Below are 22728 nucleotides of genomic sequence, written 5' to 3' on the forward strand. Positions count from 1 at the left end.
TTTTGTATACCCAAGCTACTTGACGTTGCAGGTAAACGCCGAGTGAAAAATTTATCTGGAACAGATTGGCATCGCCGTAGACCGACCTTTGTTGCTTAGCCAAGGATACCCTCATTCCTCTTATTATGCGCATAGACAAACTCTACGATTGAGGTGAACGAGCCTGCGAGTAATCATAAAAAGAACGCTGCAATCCCTGCAAATGGTGCAAACGGATGCGAATCGTGGCCGTAACGCCGCCAGAGCAATTTTGCGCCACGGTCAGTAAACCTTCATGCCCAAAGAGCCCAGACAGACGGTCGCGAACATTCTGCAAAGCAATACCATTGCCCTTGGGGGTATCACTTAAGCCCATGCCATTATCTTCTACCGATAGCTCAAACCAGTCATCAGCCACTTCGATTCTCACCCGAATGGTACCGCCTTCGGCTTTGGGTTCAATACCATGTGACACTGCATTTTCGACCAAAGGTTGGATCAACATAGGCGGCATGCCGAGTGTACCCCATTCTGACAACTCGGGCAGAGTGTATTCCAGCCTTTCCCCTAAGCGTATTTTTTGAATTCCCAGATACGCATCAATCAGTTGCATCTCTTCACGCAAGTCTCCTGTATTGGTTCGTCGCAAGCGCATAGTACCGCGCAGTAACTCAGTGAGTTTCTCCAACATTAACTGCGCTTTATAGGGCTCTACCGCAATCAAAGCATTAATATTGGCCAAAGTATTGAATAGAAAATGAGGCTCCATCTGACTTTGTAGCTGCTTGAGTTGACTCAATAACAGCGCTTTTTCTTGCTCCGACTGGCGGCGGCGAGCCGCTTCCAATGCGCCTTGAGCTAGGATTTTTTGTTCGTGAGAATAAAAATACAAAAAGCAGACCGCGGAAAAAATAAACCCAAGAAAAATGATGGGCTTATAAGCGGAAAACTCATCAAAGCCCGGATAATGGCGCAGCCATAGATAGGCGCTGCTGGTACCCAGCACCACCGCACAGCTTAAAGATAAGATATTCACCAAACGTTTTGATAGTTCCGGCCAGCGCCGTGCAATCCATTGCGCGGAAAAAAAGGCGCTGTAGCCATAACTAAAGCTGATGGCGAGATGCTCTCCAAATAGCCCACCCCAAATTGACATCGTCGCGAGGGCGATCACGATGCAAAACAGTGTGGTAAAACCAAAACTTTTCAAATCTTGTGCTGAAATATCAAAGCGTTCCATCATCTAGAATTTTCCTTTTAGATTGAACAAAACCCTAACGCTATCGGGTAAGTTGGCGTACGCCGAATCCGTTTCACCACCAAAGAAACGCGCGGCCAGTTCCAGTTCCAAAGAGGCAGAGCCCGTGTCGTAAGCTTGCCAATTGATCCATTGAGTAATCATCCAACCGCCCTCTTCCGGCGACCACAAAACATCAAGAGTTGGCGTGAGGTTATCCATACCAAACCGTTGACCATTACCGCTATCCCATGTCCAATGCAGCATAAAATTGTGCGCCACTATGTTAGTGGCTTGATAGCCTTGTGCATACGCAAAAGCCATTGGTGACCGGCCCTGTTGATGCAGCAAAGTCGCATCAGCCAATATTTGCTGCCATTCATCAGCATTCCAACTGCGTCCGTCGTACCAGTATTCGGCAATCACGTTGTGCCCCTCTGGGTTTGCCCAGTTTATGCCAAACAAAAACTGCGCCGCATTTTCTTGTTTAACCAATTCGATCGGCTGCTCAGTTTGTCTTTGGTATTGCCAATATTCTCGTTGATATAGCCAAGAACTGTGCACGCCCCATGTGCTATTGAGTACAGAAACCCACGAGCCGCCCACTAAACCACGCCGGACATTGTCGTAATAAACGATGCCTTGGATTTCACTCACCCCTATTAAGCGATAGTGGCGTAATCCAATGCCTTGTTGTTCATTTTGAGTCACTAACTGCGCTTCGCTCGAACGCCCCCAAGCACTATCCGTGGCGATCAAAGTCCATTCACCTAACTCTTGATAGGAGGAGAGCGCGAGCACACCAGCCCCCTCTTCCACTTGAATACCTAATGGATTGCGCCGATAGGGTAAAAAAAGATCCAGCGGCCGATAACCATAGCCCACTCCCCAATCGAGGCGAATTTTTCCAGCGGTAATATCTAGTGTTTGTCCAGCAAGCGTGCTTTCCCCTTGCCAAAACAATTCACTGAGTGTCAGCCTCGTTTCTTTTGCCTGCTCATCACTTCGATAGAGCGCGCGGCTAGTGAGCGCCAAACTCGCCGTCCAACCGTGCCAGCGAGACTGTAAATCGAGCCCGATATCCACTTGCTGCTGTTCATCATCTTGAGCAACAGCCCACACCAAGGAGTCATTGCGTTGAGCATGCGAAGCGCTCACCATCCAATCCCAGTCTAACTTGAGCGGCTCTTGTGTCCATGCCGGAGGACAACTCAGTAGCCCAATAACTCCTAACGCCTGAGCACACCTCATAGCATTACTCCAAGGCCGTATTTTGAATCAAATACGCGGGGTTGTAGAACTTATCCTCCAAACGTTTCGGCTGTACGGATTGATATTCGATCACGGTTCGTCGCAAGGGTTGAATTTTATCAAGCAACGTCATCTCAACCACCCGATCACCTTGCACGGTAAACCAAGCCACCTTGGCCAGTTTACCGGAATGCAGATAAAGTTCGGCTTTGACTGGTGAAGCATCCGCACGATTAAGCCACAAGGTGATCGCTTGATAGCTAGCCCCTGCGGTTTTCGCTTTGAGCGCCAAGCGGTACGTTTCAACGCTGGACTGATCTTCACGTTGCACCGAGTCTTCTCCCTCCAAACTCGCTTGATAATCATCACTCCAAGTCAGTGTTGAAATATCACCGACTGAAGCTTCACCGAGCAGTTTTTGCATCGGTGTAATACGGATTGGGCGGCGACTTTTCGGCATCAGTAACCAGTAGTTATCTCCGAGCATCAACATTTTTTGTCCCGCTTCTGTCGCCGATTGAAACAGCACTAGCGATTCGCGATTTTCACGCACATAGACATCATACTGATTGGTTTTTTCCAACTGGCCATCATGATAAAGCTGCACCACAGAGACGACTTTCGCTGCCGCTTCTTTAAGCCGGTACTCATCGGCTCGCTGCACCATGCTGCTCACATCCATCTCGGCCGCGAAAGATCGACCCATCACCACAAGCCCTAAAACCACCATAAAAATGAGTTTAAACATACGCTAACGCCTCCGTAATTGGCTTATTGACGCCTTTGCGCGCAGAGAACCACGCCGCGAGTACACAAATCAGCACTGTGCCTAGGGTGCAAAACCCAACCAGAGTGAAGGAAAAATAGAGATCGAGCGGATAACCTTCGGTTCTTCCCGGGGGCGGTGGCATTTGAATATCCGCTACGCGTACCGCCACTATGGTTATTCCAGTAAGCAAGGTACCCAAGAGTGAGCCACACAGCGCCAGCAAGGTCGCTTCGCGCACAAAACCCGCCAAAATGTCGCTTGGGTACGCGCCAAGGGCCGACAAGGTTCCGATTTCACGAGTCCGCTCACTGACCGACATGGTTAAGGTATTAAAGAGCGCAACAAACACCACCATCGCCATCACGGTTCCCATCACGCCAAACAATCGGTCATACAAGTCTTTGACTCGGGTGTAAAAGAAAGCGAGTTGCTGCCAAGGTGTCACTTGCAGCTCTTGTGCTAAGGACAACTGATTCAGTTGATTTTCCACCCACGTTTGTAGCGTTTGAGTATTCTCGGTGTTAAACAGATACACAGACAAGGTGCTGACTTTACTGGAGTTGAGCAGCTCTTGAGCCGATGCTAAGTGCAAATAGAGCTGCCGTTTATCCAACTCAGGCACTCCTGTCGAATAGAGACCACGGACTTGAAAATCCAGTGCGTTCAGTGCGCCATCCGCCGTGGTAGCGAGCAGCGTCACCCAATCACCGACGCCCACACTTAAGTTGCGCGCCAGATCTACGCCAAGCATCACCTGAGGTTGAGCCGGGTCAAAGCGCGGAGACTTAGGATCTTGCAAGGTTTGCCCTGCTCGCAGATCCAAAAACGGGCCTTTCATATCAAACTCTTTGTAATCCACACCAAGACCAACAAAAATCGTTGATTTTTGGCCATTCGAAACCAGCCCTGTTAACTCAATGCGTGGCTGGATGCCACGAATCGCCGGATTCGCCAGCAACACTTGGCGAATGTGGTCGCTGCCTTCTAATCCATTCGCCAAAGGTGTCTCTTCCTCTTGTGCAAAATAGCCACGCTGGCTCAGCGTTAAATGTCCGACATCCCGCGCTGTCGATTCACGTAGTGAATCATAGGTATAAAGACCAAAGCCGCCTGCAGATGTTAATGCCAATACTGCAATCGCGATGATCGAAATAGAGAGTAGGCTGCGGCGACGATTACGCTGCAGGTTTAACGCCGCCAATCGCCATGCTTGTGAGATCAACTTGCCCATTGCATCGCCTCCAATGAAATTTGTCCGTCCACCAGATTGAGGGTGCGATCGCACTGAGCTGCCATGCGCCCGTCATGAGTGGCAACCACAAAAGTCGTGCCTAACTCATGACCAAGACTTTTCATTAAGCTGATCACGAGGTTGGCTGTTTGACTATCCAGACTCGCGGTCGGCTCATCCGCGACCACCAATTTCGGGTTGTGAACCAACGCCCGAGCTATCGCTACACGTTGTTGCTGACCACCGGAAAGATGATCTGGACGCTGCTGCATCACCGCTTCTAATCCAACCTTGGTTAGCATGTCATGTGCTAACTTGTGCTGATCACGACGGCTAAAACCATTAAGCATCAAGGGATAGGCGACATTCTCTAGCGCCGTCATCACGGGTACTAAGTTGAATTTTTGGAACACAAAACCAAACTGAGTACGACGCAGTAAGGCGGCAGACTTACCCCTACGTGGATATACGCGTCCCTCTAATGCCACTTCACCTTGGTAATTAGGGTCAAGTAATCCCAAGATGTTGAGCAAAGTGCTTTTACCCGATCCGGAGGGGCCACACAGCGCTAATATCTCGCCTTGCTGTACCACACCGCTCACACCACGTAGCGCTGGCACGCTTTGAACTCCCAATGAGTACTGTTTTTCTATACTTTGAAAATGCAGCATGCGTCCTCCTACCCTTGGCTCAGCAAGGCTTGAGCTTGCTGGGTATCTGGATGTTGCGCATCCGCTTGCTGCATGGCTTCTAGCCAAAGGCGAGCTTGCGCTTCATCTTCGGCGCGCAAGGCAGCAACAATAGCTAAGCGATAGATCCACGCGGTGGCCGCAAACGGCTGCGCTTGAAATTGAGGATCGGACAATAGATTCAGGTAGAGATCATATCCGCGCTCAAAATGGTTAAACATGTCGGGCATGGCGGTATAAGTGGCCGCCGCCACTGCCATAGCAAGCATTTGAACTGGTAAACCGTTGCGTATCTCTTCTGAACTTGCCGTGTGCTCACTTGATTGGGTCACCTGACTACTTAATAGAGAAAGGCCTTTCTCTATTGTGGCAAGCCCCTCTTCGCTATAACGCATTTTCTTCCACGGTAAAAAAGCATCACGTCCCATCAAGGTGCGTGTACTGCCCAAATAGACCAAGCTCAGTGCCGTCGCCCCTTCTTGTGCGACCAATTTTTCTAAATCGGCGTACAAGGGTTCAACTAACTTTTCATCACCTTGTGCGGCTTGGTTATAACGTTGGATCATGGCTTCGCTTGGCAGCGCAAATACAGGCCAAGCAGATAAGCTAAACAACAAAACGGCGATATAAGCAGTCAAGCTTAACGAAGTTCGAATTTTCATGTGAACGGTCCTTTTCAGTAACGTAATTGTCAGAACGTAAACGTCCTCAACTGCTCATCGTGTTTGTGCCACGATGCAGCAGCCATCAAGAATGGAGTGAGATTACTGAACTTCGTCTGTCGTTATCGGGCTTTGCGACCAATGGTCTTTATGGGGCGTGAATGGACAATAGCGGGAGCGAATGGGTGGCAAGAAGTGAAGAGATAAGATATGAGTTGATAAAAACTGCGCCAGTACAAAGACTGGCGCAAGAGTATCTCCTCAAACAACGTGGAGCTGCAGGGTGGAAGAAGATTGAGCCGTAATAACCCGTTATGGCACGCCATGACCTTTGGATGCGACCCACACCCGATACCACTGCTCACGAGAAAGCTCTAACGACAAGGCGGCTATTGCACTTTGAACTCGCTCGATTTTTCCGGATCCGATAATCGGTAGTGGTTGGCTCGGTAAACGACGCACCCACGCATAAATCACCTGCTCAATCGACTCTGCACCGAGCTCAACACGGATCTCTTCCAGCACAGCTCGTACGCGCTGCGCTTGCTCAGTTTGACCTGAGAAAATTGCGCCGCCACCGAGGCATGACCATGCCATTGGGCGAATGCGCAGACGCTGCAGTTGATCCAAGGTGCCATCGTGTGCCACATCAAAATTGAGTGGATTGATTTCGACTTGGTTAGTCACCAATAGCTTACCTAAGCGTGACTGCAGCAAATCAAACTGCGCTGGGCTGAAGTTTGAAACACCAAAGTGTTTCACTTTACCGACCTTGTGCAGTTCAGAAAACGCTTCCGCGACTTCATCAGCATTCATCAGTACATCTGGGCGGTGGATCAGCAAGACATCGATCTCATTGACTCCCAAACGCTCAAGCGAGTGATTGACCGATTGATAGATATGCGCCGCGCTGGTGTCGTAGTGATTAATTTTGCGCTCAGGAAAGCGATCGCTACACAGTTTAATGTCGCATTTGGTCACAATCTCGATCTGCTCGCGCAGTGAAGGTTCCAATGCTAGGGCTTCACCAAACAGTGTTTCACATTGATAGTTGCCGTAAATGTCCGCGTGATCAACGGTACTGATCCCCAGCTCAATATGCTGCTTCAAAAAGGTTAAGCGCTGCTGAGGCGTCATGTTCCATTCCGCCAGTCGCCAGTAACCTTGAACCAGTTCAGACAGCTCTGGCCCTTGTTGCGCCATGGTCACTTTCTGTACGGTTGCTTGTTGTTGCATGGTTATTCTCCTGTTTTTCACTCAGCACATCCTATGCAGCCAGCCGTCTCTGTGCAAAAACTATCAATATCGATCCATAAAGTTGTGACTTGCATTAGATTTTTAGACGATAACGCATGGCGGCAACATGGCTTTCTACGCCCTATCCTGTTGGGTTGTGACGCAGTGCAAATTAACAAGGCGTAGCGCTAAGAATGATGTTGAGTGACGCGGTGCAATTTATCCTTTATCGATACAAAAATCGGCGCCATTTGGGTAGGAAAGCCGAACCAATAATAAGAAGGATAGACAATGAAACTGAACGCCTTGACCCTATCGCTGCTCTCAGCTCTAGCTTTGCCAGCGCTGGCCTCGCCAGCTTCCACTGCGAATTTAACGGTAGCAACCACCACCAACAGCCGCGATTTTCCACTGCAAGCCGATGAACCACTGGTGATCCCGCTCACTAAGGGCGACTACACCTTGACCATTAGCGGGATTGGCGGTGATTGCCCACCGGTCCCCGAACAAGAGATCAAATTCAACACGCCCATCGCTCTCAATTGCCATGTCCCGACTCAGTTACCTTTGAGTATCCGTTTTACCGGGGATTACGCATTTCAGTGGCAAGCGCAAAACAATACTCTCACCTTCGTGCGTCAAACCACTAAGGCAGCCAAAACTGAGTTTCGTCGTCCGATCCCAAACGTCAGTTGCGAAGTGTATCAAGGCGGTGAAGTGACTTTAGATCTGGCGAGCAGCTTTGCCGATGGAACCGAGTTGCAAGATGCTATGACTGGGCAAGTAGTGACTGTTGACCAAGGCAAAGTGCGCTTAACCCCTTCCGCTAACAGCGGCGGCTTGGTGTTGTTGGAGCCCAAACAGACAGCAAAAGCCGAGCCCAAACAGCCCTTTACCTATCGAAATGCCAATATTTATTTTGTGATGGTTGATCGCTTCTACAACGCTGACCCAAGCAATGATGGCAGTTATGGTCGTCACAAAGATGGCCAAGAGGAGATCGGAACATTTCATGGCGGCGATCTCAAGGGTGTGATTGCAAAACTTGACCATATCCAAAGCTTAGGCACGGATGCTATCTGGCTCTCTCCGATTGTCGAACAGGTACATGGGTTTGTCGGCGGTGGCGAGAAAGGATCATTCCCGTTTTATGCCTATCACGGCTATTGGACCCGCGATTTCACCAAGATCGATGCCAACTTTGGGAAAGATGAGGATTTACAAACCTTAGTGCGTGAGGCGCATCGTCGCGGCATTAAAATTTTGATGGATGCGGTGATCAATCATGCAGGTTACGCGACACTCGCCGATTTACAGCAAGATGCAGTACTAGTGGTGAACGCACCTATGCTGCCTGAACGTTGGAATGACTGGAAACCCAGCGCCGACGAAAACTGGCACAGCTTCCATCAAGCCATTGATTACCAAAGCAAGAATTGGCAACAGTGGTGGGGGCCAGACTGGGTACGCGCAGGCTTACCGGGCTATCCTGCGCCGGGCAGCAGTGACATCACGATGAATCTCGCCGGTTTACCGGATTTTCGCACTGAATCCCCCCAAGCCGTTACCCCGCCGCAGTGGCTACTCAACAATCCCGGCACACGAGTGGTGAGCAAACCCAATTACACTGTCGCTGACTATTTAATTGAATGGCAAAGCGATTGGGTACGCCGCTTTGGGATCGACGGTTTTCGCATCGACACCGTCAAACATGTGGAAGGGGAAGTGTGGCAACGCTTAAAACAGCGCGCAACGGAAAGCCTTGCAGCGTGGCGTAAAGACAATAATCAAAGCGGTGAGCCGTTTTGGATGATGGGCGAAGTGTGGGGGCACGCTGCCTATCGCAGCCCTTACTTTGATGATGGCTTTGATGCACTGATTAACTTTGACATTCAAAAACGTATGGATAACGGTGCAGCCTGTTTGAGCCAGATGGCGATGGTGTATCGCGATTACGCGCAAACCCTCGCCAAATATCCCGACTTTAACCCCGTCAGTTATATTTCCTCGCACGATACTGAGCTGTTTTTCGGACGCTTTAAATCACTGGATATGCAGCGTAACGCCGCCAATGCCCTGCTACTGACACCGGGTGCTATCCAAGTGTATTACGGCGATGAAGTCGCCCGCGAAGCGGGACCGTACGCAGACGATTTCCATCAAGGCACTCGCTCTGATATGCCTTGGGAATGGAATGCCGAACGCCAAGCACTGCTCAAGCATTGGCAAACCTTAGGTCAATTCCGTCAACGTCACCCTGCGATAGGAGCGGGAGATCATCGCGAAATCGCCCAATCCAACGCTTATGTTTTCACTCGCACATTGGGTGAAGATAAGGTGGTCGTGGCGTTTGTTGGCCGCTAAGCCACTCCATCAGGAGCATACACAGTATGCTCCTGAACTTGTCTAAATTCGTGGCGATGTCCCCTCCTCAAAAGCACTCAAAAATCATCCTTTGGTTGTAACTGACTGTAAAGCCTGCAAACTTAAACTGGTACAACCAGAAAATGACTTTAATTCATTGATCTTGATGAATTAAATCTCTATCTTGCGCCTCTTTTAAAAAATAATTCAGTTATTTTCTTTGACATAGTATTAACACAAATTTAACATCGCGCTTCATGTGCTCTTTTCAGTGGTTGGGTTCCTTTACTTGTACCTTCTCACCCCCACCCGTTACGCATCCAACCACTTGCTCGCCATAACAAAACGACTTGGCGTTATAGATCAGTAGCAAGGGATATCCGTCATGGGTCAACTGAAAAAATCGCATCAAGCCAATAACAATAACCACACACCCAAGCGATTTGAGAATACCGATTAGCAGCCAAGCGCTCCTGCGTGCTGCCAGTGTCGCTTTTGTTCTTCAATCGTGCGGAAAGACCTAGGAGGTCGAGAATGTTGTATAAATCTTCCCTTGCTGTCGCCATCTCAGCCCTGATTGCGGGGCAAGTTAGCGCCGCTGGTTTTCAAGTTGCCGAACACTCAGCATCGGGTTTAGGCCGTGCATTTTCTGGTGAAGCGGCGGTAGCCGATAATGCCAGCGTGTTAGCACGAAATCCTGCCGCCATGATGCTTTTTGAGACGGCGCAATTCTCTGGTGCACTGTCGATCGTCGATCCTGAAGTCAATGTGGACGATCTTTCCAACAATCAGTCGATGAAGGATGTGGCTCCTCTGCAAATTGTGCCCGCCGCGTATTATATCCGCCCAATCAACGACCAATGGGCTTGGGGGCTAGCCATGTTTACGACCTATGGCGTTGCGACCGACTACCCCAATGAGATTTATGCAGGCGACTTAGCCGGCGATACCTCACTTATCTCAGTCAACCTCAACCCGAATATCGCGTATCGTGTTAACCCAGAACTGAGCTTAGGTTTTGGCCTTGATTTGGTCGCCGCCAAAGCCAAATTAACTCGCCACAAAGGTGGATTGGCTCCCTTCATGGGCGGCGGAAATCCTAGCGATAACCTGATTGGCATGACGGGTGAAACCCTTGCTTTAGGCTGGAATATCGGCGCGCTTTATGAATTGGATGAGCAAAACCGGATCGGCTTTGGCTACCGTTCGCGCGTTAAGCTGAATTTCGATGATGGCGAGTTCTCCAGTTATGACTCAGGCATCGCGACCAGTGCGGTGGTTCCGGGACAACTCAAAATCGAACTGCCAGCCATTTGGGAACTCTCCGGCTTCCACCAACTGAATGAACAATGGGCTGTGCATTACAGCTACCAACAAACCGATTGGAGCAGCTTTGAAGAACTCACTGCCACTTCCAGCCAATGTAAAAACGGCACCTGTTTCCAAAAAATCGAACAATACCAAGACAACGGACGCTGGTCTGTCGGCGCAACCTATACGCTGAACACCACTTGGACATTGCGCGCAGGTTTGGCTTTCGATGAGCAAGCCGGTAAGGCAACACTCAGCATTCCCGACAGTGACCGTTTCTGGTACTCGGCGGGGTTGACGTACACCTTGACGCCACAACTGACCATGGATGCCGGTTTTGCGTTAGTACAGAGCCGTAAGGGGTCTTTTACTGAAAAAAACCAAATCGGCCAGAACCTTCAGTTTGAGTCTGAAGCGGTCGCCTATATCAGTGCATTGCAATTTAACTACCGTTTTCACTAATTTCTGGAGTCGAACATGAAACAGGTTATTAAACTCTCCCTACTCTGCTCAGCACTCTGGTTAGCTGGTTGCGGTGATGAGACCAATAGTTCAGGTGCAAGCACTGAGGTAGTATACGAATCCTATATTCAACAAGCCTTGCAACGTGATACCACGATCAAATTTGCGTTAAGTGGCAAAGATGCCAATGTGCCTCTCCCCTCATTTGCCTTAATGAATGCCAAGGATGGCACGTTAGAAATTCCGTCCGGCAGCAATACTTCTGGCTCTAACCCATTGGTCGCGATGGGGCAAGTGGATGGTTGGCCTATCACTATGCCGCTGTTCCTCGATTTTAAAGGTGCAGGTTTAGCCGATAACATCATCACATCGGGTATTTATCTGTACGAGTTAACCGATTCGATGACCGGTTCACCGAGTATCAAAGCTTTATTAACCAATGGGGTGGATTACACCGCCGTATCCAGTGCTGCTTCCGATAAGATTCTCATCGTGCCGACCAAAGCACTCAATGCCTCTTCGGAATACATTTTGGCGGTCACCTCAGAAGTCTCGGATGCCAACGGTAATCCGGTGGGGACTTCTGCCAGCTATGCCGCACTGAAATCCAAAAACAAGATTTACAGCGAAGGAGATATTGCGACGCTACAAAAAGTCACTCAAGGGGTGGAAAAAATCTTCCAACTCAGCGGCGTCGATGAGACTCAAATCGTCTACTCGACGTGGTTTTCCACCCAATCGGTGAGCAATACTCTGTTTGCCACGCGCGGTGCGACCGCATCCGCTTTTGCCAATGGCAGCAACCAATTAGAGACAGTGTGGAAACAAACGGGCCTTGGGCTCGATACAGCTTACACAATGCAATTAGGTACACCCGTTGACTTCGCTGCCGCTCTGACAGCGGATGACAATTTCAGTACCTATATTGGTGCAGACAAAAAAACCGCTATTTTAGGTACTTACACGGCCAATACCGTTGATGTAACCAAAGGCACAGTCCGTCTACCTTACTACCTTGAAACTGGCAGTAACTGGAATACTCAACCGTTTGAATCGGCGATGCCAAGCCTCGCCAAGATCAAAGCCGCACTGGCAGACAGTAAAGAGCAATTAACGATCGGCAGCCAACTGCTTGCCGCGGGGATTGATACCACCAAGCTCGCCACTGATGCGAGTGAACAGCTCAAGCTGATGGGTTTGACATTGACCAAGTCCGATGGCACTGCATTGGACCCTGAACGCTACATCACTCGCTATTCACCCGTACCCAAAGTGAAATCGGTGCAAGATGTGCCATTTTTACTGTTTACTCCGGCAGGTGCTGCGCCAACTGATATTGTGATTTATCAACACGGTGTCACCACTGCCAAAGAAAATGCCTACGCTTTCGCGAAAAATCTTACAGCTGCAGGACTTGCTGTTATTGCCATTGACTTACCGCTGCACGGTGAACGTAGTCTAGACAGCACGCGCTCGGCCAATAGTGATCCTCTTGCTTACATCAACCTCACCTACTTGGCTGTGGCTCGGGATAACTTACGCCAAAGCATTCTCGATGTATTGGGACTGCGAGCTGCGTTAGCAATTTCAGAGTCGCTGTTCACAGGGACGCCACTCTCTAATATCAATATTCGTAATGGGTCTACTAAAGTACGTATGCTTGGTCACTCCTTGGGTGGCATCGTTGGCACTTCTGCCGTAGCAGAAAGTAATAAAACATTGGGCTCCACACTGGCTAACGCTCTGTACAGCTTCTCTGGCGCGGCGATTCAAAACTCGGGAGGCCAAATTTCTAACTTACTGTTAGGGTCTGAATACTTTGGGCCGCAGATCAAGCATAACGTTGCATTAAGCGCTAGCACGGAATACAAAGGGTTTGCTGATGCAGAATGTGCCAGCCTAGACGATTCGACTTGCTATAAGTCGTTTGAAACCTCGGCAACTGAAAAGCAACGTGCTCAAGTCACCTCAGGCTTCCAGATGTTCTCGTATGCGGCGCAGACCCTACTCGACACCATTGATCCTTACTCTGTGGTGAGCACAACGCTTAATAATGGTGGGCTGACCACGCCACTTTACTTCTCAGAAGTGGATGCTGACAGCGTGGTACCTAACAAGGTGAGCAATCAAACTGACTCGGGGGATTATCTCAGCCCTCAGTTTGCAGGCACAGAGCCACTGGCTACCTTGCTTGGTTTAACCACAGTCAATGCAGGACAAACAGCGCCAAACGCAACCAAAAGCTTTGTTCAGTTCAACAGCACGGCGAAACACTCGACCTTTGTTGCACCGCAAGATGCGGGATATGCGGATCTTGCACATCATACGGAGATGCAAACCGAAACCGCTGATTTCCTTTTGGATGATAGTTTAGGTGCTGTATCTAATAGCAACTCTGTCTTGAAATAACTTTCATCCCTTCCTAGAGGTTTAAGGATAAAGCGAAAAGCGCACTCTCGAGTGCGCTTTTTTTATCCAGTGTAAAAAACACCTTCCGCATCGATTAAGTGTATCCAAATGTAAAAACCTTCCTGAAATACATGAACCTTAACTAAGCTTATTATTAATAAAAATATTCATAAATAAGACAAGATTCACGGTTATTATCTCATTGATTAGCGTTGGTTTACCTAACAACCGATATTCCGATTGTTTTGTACTTTAATCATTTAAACCGACGTAAGTTGAAGTGTTGCTTAGAGGCGGGATCGTTTTGCCGTTTTGAATGGAGAGGCACTACGCTCAATAAGTCGAACTCACCATCTCAGCGATGCCTCACATTAAAGGGAATTGCCCTTTCAGCCATGAAAGATTGCTGCGTTGGGTGGTCCCAGTGACGAATTTGTTGGCTGCAAATAAGGGCGTATCAACTATTAAAGGGTCACTTATGTTTCTTTTTCAAAAACAAAAACCATCGACCAAACCTTCCCATCAGGACAATATTGTGCAGTCCTTATCCGAGCATATTGCTTCGATTGAATTTGATACCTCTGGTAATGTCATCTCTGCTAATCCACTTTTTCTCAATGCCGTTGGTTATCGGTTAGAGGAGCTTACCGGGAAACATCATCGTATTTTTTGCTCTCCCGCAGAGTGTCAATCGCAACAATATCAGCAATTTTGGACCTCTCTTGCTCAAGGTAAGTCGCATTCTGGTACTTTTATGCGCTACAAAAAAGATGGTTCACTTTTAGTCTTAGAAGCGACCTATTTCCCCATCAAAACCGATGGGAAAGTGAGTGGTGTGATGAAAATTGCCAGTGATGTGACGGAACAATATCTCCATGCTGAATCACAACGAGATCTTTTGACGGCACTGAACCAAAATTTTGCAGTGATCGAATTTGAACCTGATGGCACGATTATTTCTGCAAACAGTGCATTTCTCAAAACAATGGGCTATTCACTCGACCAAATAAAAGGCAAACACCATCGCCTGTTCTGCTTTGATGAGTTCTATCAGCAACATCCAACCTTTTGGAAAAGCTTGGCGGCAGGGCAAGCTTATTCTGGTCGGTTCTTACGCAAAAACAGTTATGGTAGTCAGGTATGGATCCAAGCCTCCTACAGTCCGGTCAAAGATCAAAACAATAAGGTATATAAAATTGTCAAGTTCGCCTCAGACATCACTGCAGAGGTATTACGTGAACAGCAAGTGACAGACGCTGCCAATATCGCCTATAGCACCTCAGTAGAAACCTCGCAAGTAGCACAAGGCGGGAACCATGTACTGCAAGATTCAGTTCGTTTAGCAGAAAAAATGGTGGGCAATATCGAACAATCCCTACAACAGATTGAGCAGCTCGTGGTTCTCTCGAAAGATGTCTCTGAAATTGTCAAAACCATAAGTGGGATTGCCGATCAAACCAACTTGCTCGCATTAAATGCAGCGATAGAAGCGGCGCGAGCGGGTGAGCAAGGACGCGGTTTTGCGGTGGTTGCCGATGAAGTGCGTCAACTGGCTTCTCGCACCTCAAAAGCCACAGAAGAGATCAATCAAGTGGTGAATAAAAACCTCTCCTTAACTGAAGCGGTAACCAGCTCTATTTCTCAAGTCTCTCAGATTGCCAATGAAACCAATGGCCGCATTGTGGAAGTGTCAACCATCATGGAACAAATCTACCAAGGTGCAGAAAATGTTTCTTCGGCAGTCAGCCAACTCAAATAGTTGATACCTTGTAAAAACTGCCCTTCAAAAACAACGCCCTCAGACTTTGCTGAGGGCGTTGCAGGTAGGTGGCAAGGAAGTTAGTCCAAGCGTAACGTCACACCAGAATAGTTACTGTAACCGCGTAACATCACATGGTATGTCGTACCCACGACCGCAGAGATGGAACACTGCTCGGCATTGCCTGAACGGTATGGACGACAATCCCAAGAAGAAGTGGTGGGTTTGCTGCCCGCTTTGACATACAGATCCGCATCGCCCGTTCCACCACTGATGGACACAACAACACTGCCTGAATTGGTCACTGTGAAGGTATAGAAATCTTCTCCTCCACGTGAGCCGCTCAGTCCTGTGATCGGTTTACCTTTCTCAAGCACTTTGCCGACAGGTGGTGGCGTGGTGCCACAAGAAGCATTGACACCCACGGTATTAAAGGCTGCCACAACGTCTGCGGTGTTGTAGTTGAGATCCTGCGCCGCTTTCACTACCCCACAGCCACCTTGATCAAATGTGCTGTTCGGTGTCCAGTACAGCTGGTTAGCCACGGCAAACACTTCAAAGCCTTTGCGTACGTTCCAACCCGATTTATTGGCAAGTAGGTAAAACGCGCGGTTAAACACGCCACTCGAATGGTGAACATCAATACCGCTGTAATACTGTGAAGCATGATCTATCGAGCGGCCATCACGTGACGGCTGATCGAAATAACGTAGACCACCGGAGGATTTAAAAATATCCGCGCCGACAATCCAGTCGACATTGCCACGCATAAAGTACTCTGCCGCTTCCCCTGCGATATCCGAGAATGCTTCGTTAATACCACCGGACATATCTCGGTAAACGAGGCCTGAATTCTGCTCAGTAAAACCGTGGCTGACCTCATGGGCACTAACGTTGATATCCACCAAAGGATAGAAACGGGTATAGCCATCACCAAAAGTCATGGCGCGGCCATCCCAGAAGGCATTTTCATAGTTATTGCCATAGTGCACACGCATAGTTAATTGGAAAGTCAGCGGCGAAGTATTCAACCACTGCTGATACATATCAAACACCACTTTTCCGAAGAAGTGCGCGTCGTTAAGCGGTGAGTAAGCACCATTCACTGTTTTCACGCTGTTGTAGTTAGTGCTGTTGTTACAAGCATAACTGAACGCCGTGCTACCCGAGGTGCCGCCATTGAGGTTAACAGTTTTTACCGCACTGTTATTCATCGTACAGGTGGTTCCGGTCTTATCAATCGTGAAACCGGGTAAACCATTACTGCCGTATTCATAACGTCCCGTTTTTTGGTTACCGCCGGGGCCGGTACCTGTTGCCTGTGCGTGGTTAATGCCATCCCATTGATCTAGCACTTCTCCCGTTTCCGCACTGATAAAGTAGAACGGACGCGAAGGTGTTTCTGAAGCGACAAAAAAGTCGACCAAGTACACTAACTGAGCCTGTTGGTTATCATCCAAACGTACCATCAGTTGCACACTTTCGTTTTCCACCGGGAGCGATTCTCCAGCGTGTTGTTCACCAAAATGGCTAACCGCTAAAGCGATGGCCTGCTGGCTTTCAATGTCAGGGGTCACGGTTGGGAGATCAGCTTCCAACTGCTGAGCCATTTGACCATACACTTGCGAAATCCCTTTACTGGACTCGGTTGCCACCACAACGGTGCCATAGACAGGAACCCCGTTGTACATCTGCTGATAACGCACTTTCACCTTACCATTCGGCAACTGTACCGTATTGACGGCTTTAAAACCGCTGGCGGCAGGCATCATACTGTACTGTTGCTGCGCCAACGCTTGTTCAACCATTGATGCATCATCAATCGTGACCATTTGTGCCGCATAGAGAGGGAGGCCAGTTGCCGCTCCGGCCAGAACTAACCAATTCAGAGGACGTTGTATCATTTTCATTTCTCAATCCTAGAGATGTTGAATGTATTAAGCGTTGAACCGCTCCCATCAACGCCGATTGCACGCGAAATACCGCGTTCAATCAAAGTGGTACAAGTCAATGAAAAACACCAAATTCGAGTTAAAAGAATGTTAACGAGCAGTGTGAACTCTACGTGTCACAAACTACTCAGTAAGCAGGAATACTCGATAAGAAAGCCAGAAATAAAGAAAATAAAATCATAAAGATAGAATCTTACTGATAGGTTTGCGCCTTTAAAATTTGACACCTATTTATCAGTATCAACAGGGGATTGACGTACGTCTCAGGCTCTGAATGGAGATTACGTTAGAAAACAATCACTACCGCTAAAAATGATGAAATTGAGGCCACAAAAAAATAAAGCCGCGATTTCGCGGCTTTATTTTCGAAATAGGGCGTTAGAACTTATAACCACCCGCGATCATAAATACCCAAGGATTGATTTCAACATCCGTGGATTTGGCATCTGCACCTGCTTTGTAGGTTGCCGTTGTTTCAATATTGGCATACCACACAGAAGCGTTGAGGAACCAGCTATCATTGAGCATATAATCAAAGCCAACGTTAGCAGCAAGTCCCCATGAGTCGTCCAGTTTTAAATCACTCAATGCATTATTAGTACCCGTACTATTAAAGCTTTCATCAAAGAAAGTGGTGTAATTCAAACCCGCACCAACATATGGACGGAAAGTCGAATTAGCTTCACCAAAGTAGTATTGGACCATAAAGGTAGGTGGCAAATGTTTTGTTTCACCAATATCACCAAGGCTACCTAACTCACCACCAGAGGTAGAAATCTTATGTGAAAATGGCGTAGCAGCAAGGACTTCAAAACTGATGTTGTCAGTAAACATATAGCCAAGCGTTAACCCTAACTGGGTATTGCTATTAACTGCCAACTCACTTTGAGTGTTTAACACTTTATCGCTACTGTCATTAGGTACTACCGAGGCAATACCCGCGCGCACAATAAAGTCACCTTCTTGGTGAGCAAATACAGGAGCGGAGCTTAGGGCTGCAAGTACGGCTAGGCCGCAAATGGTTTGTTTCATGACGTTTTCCTTTTTTGTAGGGCTATGTTGTTATCTTTGTGTTGCGCGCACAGTAGCACACAAAAACCACACAAACTTGATGGAAATCAATTTGCATCATTTAAGCACATTAATAATGTGTTTTTGCAACTTGCATCACTTTTTGCAAACATCCTTAACATTCTTCTAGTGCGAGTATGACGTGCCATCATGGCATCAAATATGCAGAAGATTCGTTGTTCCCCAATCGAGGATGACGATATGGACACACTCTACAAAATCGAGTCATACAGTGATGAAGCCGTTAATACCATTGCCGAGTTCATTCGATCCAAAGGCGGCAGATGTTGCGTCGCCGGTTACGCCGTCATCACCAATCACCCGTTTCGAGAAAGTGAAGCGTGGCGTTTACTGCCGCTGGTCGGAAAAGTCACGGACAGTTTAAGTGATTGGGATATCACCCAATTTGAAGAGTTGGTGAGCGAAGTCACCCATTAATGGTGACCGTGGTTAAGTAGAGGATGGATACGTTGCATATGGCATCGCAATTGTAGGCATGCCTCATGGTAGGGATTGAAATGAATGAGCGCAACAAACTGTGCTTTCGTACTCAAACTTTATCATTAGGTGCGACTCGCTTCAGATGGACACCTTTTCTAAGTATTGAAATTCACATAAGCTCAGCACGCCAGACCGTATACCAAAATCTAGATTTTTCCAGTAGTTGAGTGCCCCAAAAGGATAAATATATTTTCAATGGCGCTTCTATTGCTCCGAAACTAAGCCTCTTATACTTACTTTGTCAGTGATACCCAAACGACTCGATGTGCAGGTAACCACTCAAAGTAAGCCGCCAGCGGCATAGTGTAATCGTGCCATGGGCATTCGTAAGCGCGGTTTAATGCTGTAGTTTCGAATAGATTGGGTACAAATGACAAACCTTTGACTTAATTAACCGTTCAGTGAATTCAAAATGAAGATCTTCTCTCGCCTTGGTCATGTTCTTCTGATATGCAGCAGTTTAATCATTGCCATACCAGCGCATTCCGCCGATTCCTCGACTACGACCAAAGCTGGCGTAAAAAAAACCGTTAAGAAGCAAGAACTCTCTGCCAATAGTGCATTGGTGATCGATCTTAAAACCAATGAGATTATTTATTCCAATAATCCTGATGCGGTAAAACCCATCGCTTCAGTCACGAAATTAATGACAGCCATCGTGACTTTAGATGCCAAGCTGCCCATGGATGCCAAACTGCCCATCACCATCAAAGACGCGAAAGAGATGAAAGGCGTGCACTCTCGAGTAAAGATCGGCAGTGAAATCAGTCGAAAAGATATGCTATTGCTGACATTAATGTCATCTGAAAACCGCGCCGCGGCAAGCCTTGCCCACCACTATCCGGGCGGCTATAAAGCGTTCATTAAAGCCATGAACGCCAAAGCGAAAGCATTAGGTATGAAAAATACGCGCTTTGTCGAGCCAACCGGGCTCTCAGCGAAAAATGTCTCAACGGCTCGCGACTTGGTGGTATTACTGAAAGCCAGTAAAAAATACCCTTTGTTGGGTAAATTGAGCGCCACCGACAAGAAAACCGTCACCTTTTCTAAACCTCGATACACGCTCGATTTCCGTAACACGAACCGATTGGTGCACAACGACAATTGGAAAATTGACCTCACAAAAACCGGATTCACCAATGCCGCAGGACATTGTCTTGTCATGCGCACACAGATGGGTAGACGCCAAGTTGCCTTCGTCGTACTGGATACTAAAGGCAAACTTTCACCCGTCGGTGATGCCAATCGTCTACGTACTTGGATAGAAACCGGCAAGGTCACGCCTCTTTCATCGGAAGCCAAGCAATATAAAAAGCAACGCAGCCAAGAGCAAATCGCTAAAATCAGTGATTACAAAAGCTAGTTGACCGATCCCACACTAAGCTAAATACCATAAAAAATCCGAGTGTATCTAATACACTCGGACGGTTCAGATAGTGAATGAGCACAATCGCTCTCGCTACTCAGCAAAACTAAACAGGATTCTCCTTTGTTTAGCGTCAACTTCTTTCACCGTAATTTCGACTTGAGTACCCAACGCAAAAGTTGCGGTTTGACTAACGATTTTTTGTCTCACCCCATCAAACTCAAACTCTCCATTTTGGAAGCTAGAGAGGGGAATCAAACCTTCGATTCGGTTTAATTCTAGCTCAACAAACAGACCAAAATGGGTTACGCCAGAGACTCGACCAGTAAAGTTTTGACCGATAAAGGGCTTCATATAGTGACACTTCAACGCATTCTCGACCTCACGGCTCACCTCATCGGCCTGACGAGACTGATGAGAACAATGCACACTTAATTGCTCAATCGCCTTGCTATCATAAGGATAATTGGTTGACCCACTGGTGCATTGACCGAGCGATTTGAGCTTGCTCAGTAGACGCTGAAACGTCCCTTTCGCTTGTTCACGTAGTTTAGAACGGATCGCTCGATGCACCAGCAAATCAGGATAACGGCGAATGGGTGAAGTAAAGTGCGCATAAGCCCCATAAGCTAAGCCAAAGTGTCCCTGATTTTTCGGTGAATACTCAGCTTGGCTTTGCGAACGTAACAACAAAGTACGAATTACATCCCCTTCTTCTAAATCATGAACCTGCTCTAACAGCGCGTTGTAATCATGCGACGTCGGTTTATCACCACCACCGAGAACTAAGCCTTTGTCGGCCAGCATCATGCGCAGTGAAGCAAGCTTTTTCATTTGAGGGCCAGCATGCACACGATATAGGCTGGGGATTTTATGCTCTTGTAAAAACGCCGCAGTAGCCACATTCGCACACAACATGAACTCCTCAATCATTCGGTGCGCATCATTACGAATAACAGGATCGATCGAGGCAATTTTCTTCTTATTATCTAAAGTAAACGCGAGTTCTTGAGTATCAAAATCAATCGCTCCTCTCACTTGACGTTGCCCCAGCAAATTCAGATATAAACGATGCAGGTTGAGTAAGTGTTTCTCAACCTTGTTTGAACGAGAATGACTCCATTGATTCGGTTTGAGAATCGTCTCGTTGACTTGGTTATAGGTCAACCGAGCATGGGAGTGAATAAGGCCTTCAGAAAACTCGGCATCCAGCATAATACCCGCATCATCAAAGGTCATTTCACACACTAAGACCAAGCGGTCAACATTCGGATTGAGAGAACACAAACCATTCGATAAGGCTTCAGGCAACATAGGGACGACATAACCTGGAAAATAAACTGACGTTGCGCGAGTTTGGGCTTCAAGATCTAAGGGATCATTCGGCTGAACATAATGAGATACATCTGCGATAGCTACGAACAGTTTCCATTGACCATTATCCATCGGGTAGCCATAGACAGCATCATCAAAGTCTTTGGCATCATCACCATCTATAGTGACAAAAGGCAGATCTCGATAATCCACACGCTGCATTTTATCTTTTTCATTTACATCCGTTCCCAAAGCTAGGGCAGCGCTCAATACCTCACTCTCCCACTTTTCATTGATACCGTGACGACGTAATGCCAGCTTTACCTCAATCCCAGAGTCACCCGGACGCCCCAAAACTTCGGTGATCTCAACCATAGTAGAGTGTTTGTGATCAGGATATTGAGTCACTTGGGCGTAAACCAATTTCCCCACACTTTTGGCTGTAAATTGATTTGGATTGACATGAATGAGCTGTGAAAACGTTGATTTTTCTGGAGATAGATAGAAATTAACGCCTTTTTTCTTAAGCAAACCGACAATGTGAGTCATCTTTCGCTCAACAATCTTTATCAAACGATGATTTGAACGGCCCTGTTGCTGAGCATGCCCTTTTAAAACCTGTACGATATCGCCGTCAAACACATGGTCAAGCTGATGTTTAGGTAAAAATAGGTCTTTTTGATTATCGTCATACGAGACAAAACCAAAACCATCAGCATGCAGGCTAATTCGGCCCGAAACTAACGCGGTTTGATCAACTTTTTGATAGCCTCTTCTGTGTGTAAAGGTGAGCTGGCCGTCACGCTCCATTGCTCTGAGCCGTTTTTTCAGCGCTTCTTTTTGATTTTTCTCACTTAATCCCGTTGAATGAGAGATTTGCTCGTAACTTAAATAGTGTTTTACTTTATCGAATAGACTAAGAATACAATCTCGACTAGGAATAACGTGATCATAATGGGTAATATTGATTGCAGATGCGGATAAGTTTAATTTCATGTATTTCTCATTGATTCGCCAACCGCTTTCAATATATAAATCAACTTATATGGATAAAGCACTAGGCGAAATTGACTCTATTATGAGCCTATTAATATAGATTCCAGAAGATGGAATAGAAGATTTAGGTAAATATTACCTAATTGTAGATATATACCGAAGATATTAA

17 protein-coding genes and 1 pseudogene are annotated in these 22728 nt (G+C 47.4%); 8 read left to right on the forward strand and 10 right to left on the reverse strand.

Annotated elements, in window-relative coordinates; translation table 11 throughout:
* Window positions 1-142 precede the first annotated feature (142 nt).
* The 7 genes from F0316_RS15500 to F0316_RS15535 form a co-directional block, all read right to left on the reverse strand.
* Window positions 143-1222, reverse strand: coding sequence for a sensor histidine kinase (locus F0316_RS15500; protein ID WP_000970565.1), 1080 nt, complete (start codon window positions 1220-1222; stop codon window positions 143-145).
* The gene (locus tag F0316_RS15505) at window positions 1223-2467 is read right to left on the reverse strand and encodes a hypothetical protein (protein WP_002052403.1); all 1245 of its coding nucleotides are present in this window, start codon (window positions 2465-2467) and stop codon (window positions 1223-1225) included.
* A 4-nt stretch (window positions 2468-2471) separates the two neighbouring features.
* Window positions 2472-3215 (reverse strand): outer membrane lipoprotein-sorting protein, encoded by a 744-nt coding sequence (locus tag F0316_RS15510; protein ID WP_000475400.1) that lies wholly within the window; start codon window positions 3213-3215, stop codon window positions 2472-2474.
* A complete protein-coding gene (locus F0316_RS15515; RefSeq protein ID WP_033928074.1) occupies window positions 3208-4467 on the reverse strand; it encodes an ABC transporter permease in 1260 nt (419 codons plus the stop codon). Before F0316_RS15515 ends, F0316_RS15510 begins: the two co-directional genes overlap by 8 nt.
* Complete coding sequence (locus F0316_RS15520; RefSeq protein ID WP_142740901.1) at window positions 4455-5138, reverse strand: ABC transporter ATP-binding protein; 684 nt, start codon at window positions 5136-5138, stop codon at window positions 4455-4457. The genes F0316_RS15515 and F0316_RS15520 overlap by 13 nt, the downstream gene beginning before the upstream one ends.
* Window positions 5139-5146: 8 nt before the next feature.
* A complete protein-coding gene (locus F0316_RS15525) occupies window positions 5147-5818 on the reverse strand; it encodes a hypothetical protein (RefSeq protein ID WP_142740900.1) in 672 nt (223 codons plus the stop codon).
* Between the two features lie 312 nt (window positions 5819-6130).
* Window positions 6131-7054: an aldo/keto reductase gene (locus F0316_RS15535; protein WP_001187215.1), complete on the reverse strand. Its 924-nt coding sequence runs from the start codon at window positions 7052-7054 to the stop codon at window positions 6131-6133.
* A 291-nt stretch (window positions 7055-7345) separates the two neighbouring features.
* Here F0316_RS15535 and F0316_RS15540 point away from each other — a divergent pair, with 291 nt between their 5' ends.
* The 5 genes and pseudogenes from F0316_RS15540 (at window position 7346) to F0316_RS15560 (ending at window position 15359) form a co-directional block, all read left to right on the forward strand.
* Window positions 7346-9418, forward strand: a complete 2073-nt coding sequence (locus F0316_RS15540) for an alpha-amylase (RefSeq protein WP_149560673.1) — start codon at window positions 7346-7348, stop codon at window positions 9416-9418.
* Window positions 9408-9593, forward strand: a pseudogene (locus tag F0316_RS15545) (hypothetical protein). The gene F0316_RS15540 and the pseudogene F0316_RS15545 overlap by 11 nt, the downstream one beginning before the upstream one ends.
* A gap of 359 nt (window positions 9594-9952) precedes the next feature.
* Window positions 9953-11191 carry an outer membrane protein transport protein gene (locus F0316_RS15550; protein WP_000966057.1) on the forward strand — a complete coding sequence of 413 codons (1239 nt, stop codon included), beginning with the start codon at window positions 9953-9955 and terminating at the stop codon, window positions 11189-11191.
* Window positions 11192-11206: 15 nt separating this feature from the next.
* Window positions 11207-13600, forward strand: coding sequence for a VolA/Pla-1 family phospholipase (locus tag F0316_RS15555; RefSeq protein WP_123162107.1), 2394 nt, complete (start codon window positions 11207-11209; stop codon window positions 13598-13600).
* Between the two features lie 478 nt (window positions 13601-14078).
* Window positions 14079-15359 carry a methyl-accepting chemotaxis protein gene (locus F0316_RS15560; RefSeq protein WP_000478322.1) on the forward strand — a complete coding sequence of 427 codons (1281 nt, stop codon included), beginning with the start codon at window positions 14079-14081 and terminating at the stop codon, window positions 15357-15359.
* Between the two features lie 80 nt (window positions 15360-15439).
* Here the strand turns inward: F0316_RS15560 and hapA are convergent, their stop codons facing one another.
* Window positions 15440-17269, reverse strand: a complete 1830-nt coding sequence (gene hapA, locus F0316_RS15565) for a hemagglutinin/proteinase HapA (protein WP_142740896.1) — start codon at window positions 17267-17269, stop codon at window positions 15440-15442.
* Between the two features lie 15 nt (window positions 17270-17284).
* Here hapA and F0316_RS15570 point away from each other — a divergent pair, with 15 nt between their 5' ends.
* Window positions 17285-17494 (forward strand): hypothetical protein, encoded by a 210-nt coding sequence (locus tag F0316_RS15570; RefSeq protein ID WP_172626061.1) that lies wholly within the window; start codon window positions 17285-17287, stop codon window positions 17492-17494.
* Between the two features lie 195 nt (window positions 17495-17689).
* Here F0316_RS15570 and ompW read toward each other — a convergent pair whose 3' ends face one another.
* A complete protein-coding gene (gene ompW / locus F0316_RS15575; protein ID WP_000814593.1) occupies window positions 17690-18343 on the reverse strand; it encodes an outer membrane protein OmpW in 654 nt (217 codons plus the stop codon).
* Window positions 18344-18583: 240 nt separating this feature from the next.
* Between ompW and F0316_RS15580 the strand changes: the two genes are divergently transcribed.
* Both F0316_RS15580 and pbpG read left to right on the forward strand, forming a co-directional pair.
* A complete protein-coding gene (locus F0316_RS15580; protein WP_000380451.1) occupies window positions 18584-18820 on the forward strand; it encodes a hypothetical protein in 237 nt (78 codons plus the stop codon).
* A 475-nt stretch (window positions 18821-19295) separates the two neighbouring features.
* Window positions 19296-20246, forward strand: a complete 951-nt coding sequence (gene pbpG / locus F0316_RS15585; RefSeq protein ID WP_000689270.1) for a D-alanyl-D-alanine endopeptidase — start codon at window positions 19296-19298, stop codon at window positions 20244-20246.
* Between the two features lie 96 nt (window positions 20247-20342).
* On the opposite strand, the gene rnr is transcribed toward pbpG, so the two are convergent.
* Window positions 20343-22559, reverse strand: a complete 2217-nt coding sequence (rnr, locus tag F0316_RS15590; protein ID WP_001964617.1) for a ribonuclease R — start codon at window positions 22557-22559, stop codon at window positions 20343-20345.
* Window positions 22560-22728: the final 169 nt, after the last annotated feature.

The organism is Vibrio cholerae (assembly GCF_008369605.1).
GTDB lineage: Bacteria > Pseudomonadota > Gammaproteobacteria > Enterobacterales > Vibrionaceae > Vibrio > Vibrio cholerae.

Coding starts and splice junctions, on each gene's coding strand:
- F0316_RS15500 (WP_000970565.1), bottom strand. CDS start 1,222: ATGATGGAACGCTTTGATATTTCAGCACAAGATTTGAAAAGTTTTGGT.
- F0316_RS15505 (WP_002052403.1), bottom strand. CDS start 2,467: ATGAGGTGTGCTCAGGCGTTAGGAGTTATTGGGCTACTGAGTTGTCCT.
- F0316_RS15510 (WP_000475400.1), bottom strand. CDS start 3,215: ATGTTTAAACTCATTTTTATGGTGGTTTTAGGGCTTGTGGTGATGGGT.
- F0316_RS15515 (WP_033928074.1), bottom strand. CDS start 4,467: ATGGGCAAGTTGATCTCACAAGCATGGCGATTGGCGGCGTTAAACCTG.
- F0316_RS15520 (WP_142740901.1), bottom strand. CDS start 5,138: ATGCTGCATTTTCAAAGTATAGAAAAACAGTACTCATTGGGAGTTCAA.
- F0316_RS15525 (WP_142740900.1), bottom strand. CDS start 5,818: ATGAAAATTCGAACTTCGTTAAGCTTGACTGCTTATATCGCCGTTTTG.
- F0316_RS15535 (WP_001187215.1), bottom strand. CDS start 7,054: ATGCAACAACAAGCAACCGTACAGAAAGTGACCATGGCGCAACAAGGG.
- F0316_RS15540 (WP_149560673.1), top strand. CDS start 7,346: ATGAAACTGAACGCCTTGACCCTATCGCTGCTCTCAGCTCTAGCTTTG.
- F0316_RS15550 (WP_000966057.1), top strand. CDS start 9,953: ATGTTGTATAAATCTTCCCTTGCTGTCGCCATCTCAGCCCTGATTGCG.
- F0316_RS15555 (WP_123162107.1), top strand. CDS start 11,207: ATGAAACAGGTTATTAAACTCTCCCTACTCTGCTCAGCACTCTGGTTA.
- F0316_RS15560 (WP_000478322.1), top strand. CDS start 14,079: ATGTTTCTTTTTCAAAAACAAAAACCATCGACCAAACCTTCCCATCAG.
- hapA (WP_142740896.1), bottom strand. CDS start 17,269: ATGAAAATGATACAACGTCCTCTGAATTGGTTAGTTCTGGCCGGAGCG.
- F0316_RS15570 (WP_172626061.1), top strand. CDS start 17,285: ATGTTGAATGTATTAAGCGTTGAACCGCTCCCATCAACGCCGATTGCA.
- ompW (WP_000814593.1), bottom strand. CDS start 18,343: ATGAAACAAACCATTTGCGGCCTAGCCGTACTTGCAGCCCTAAGCTCC.
- F0316_RS15580 (WP_000380451.1), top strand. CDS start 18,584: ATGGACACACTCTACAAAATCGAGTCATACAGTGATGAAGCCGTTAAT.
- pbpG (WP_000689270.1), top strand. CDS start 19,296: ATGAAGATCTTCTCTCGCCTTGGTCATGTTCTTCTGATATGCAGCAGT.
- rnr (WP_001964617.1), bottom strand. CDS start 22,559: ATGAAATTAAACTTATCCGCATCTGCAATCAATATTACCCATTATGAT.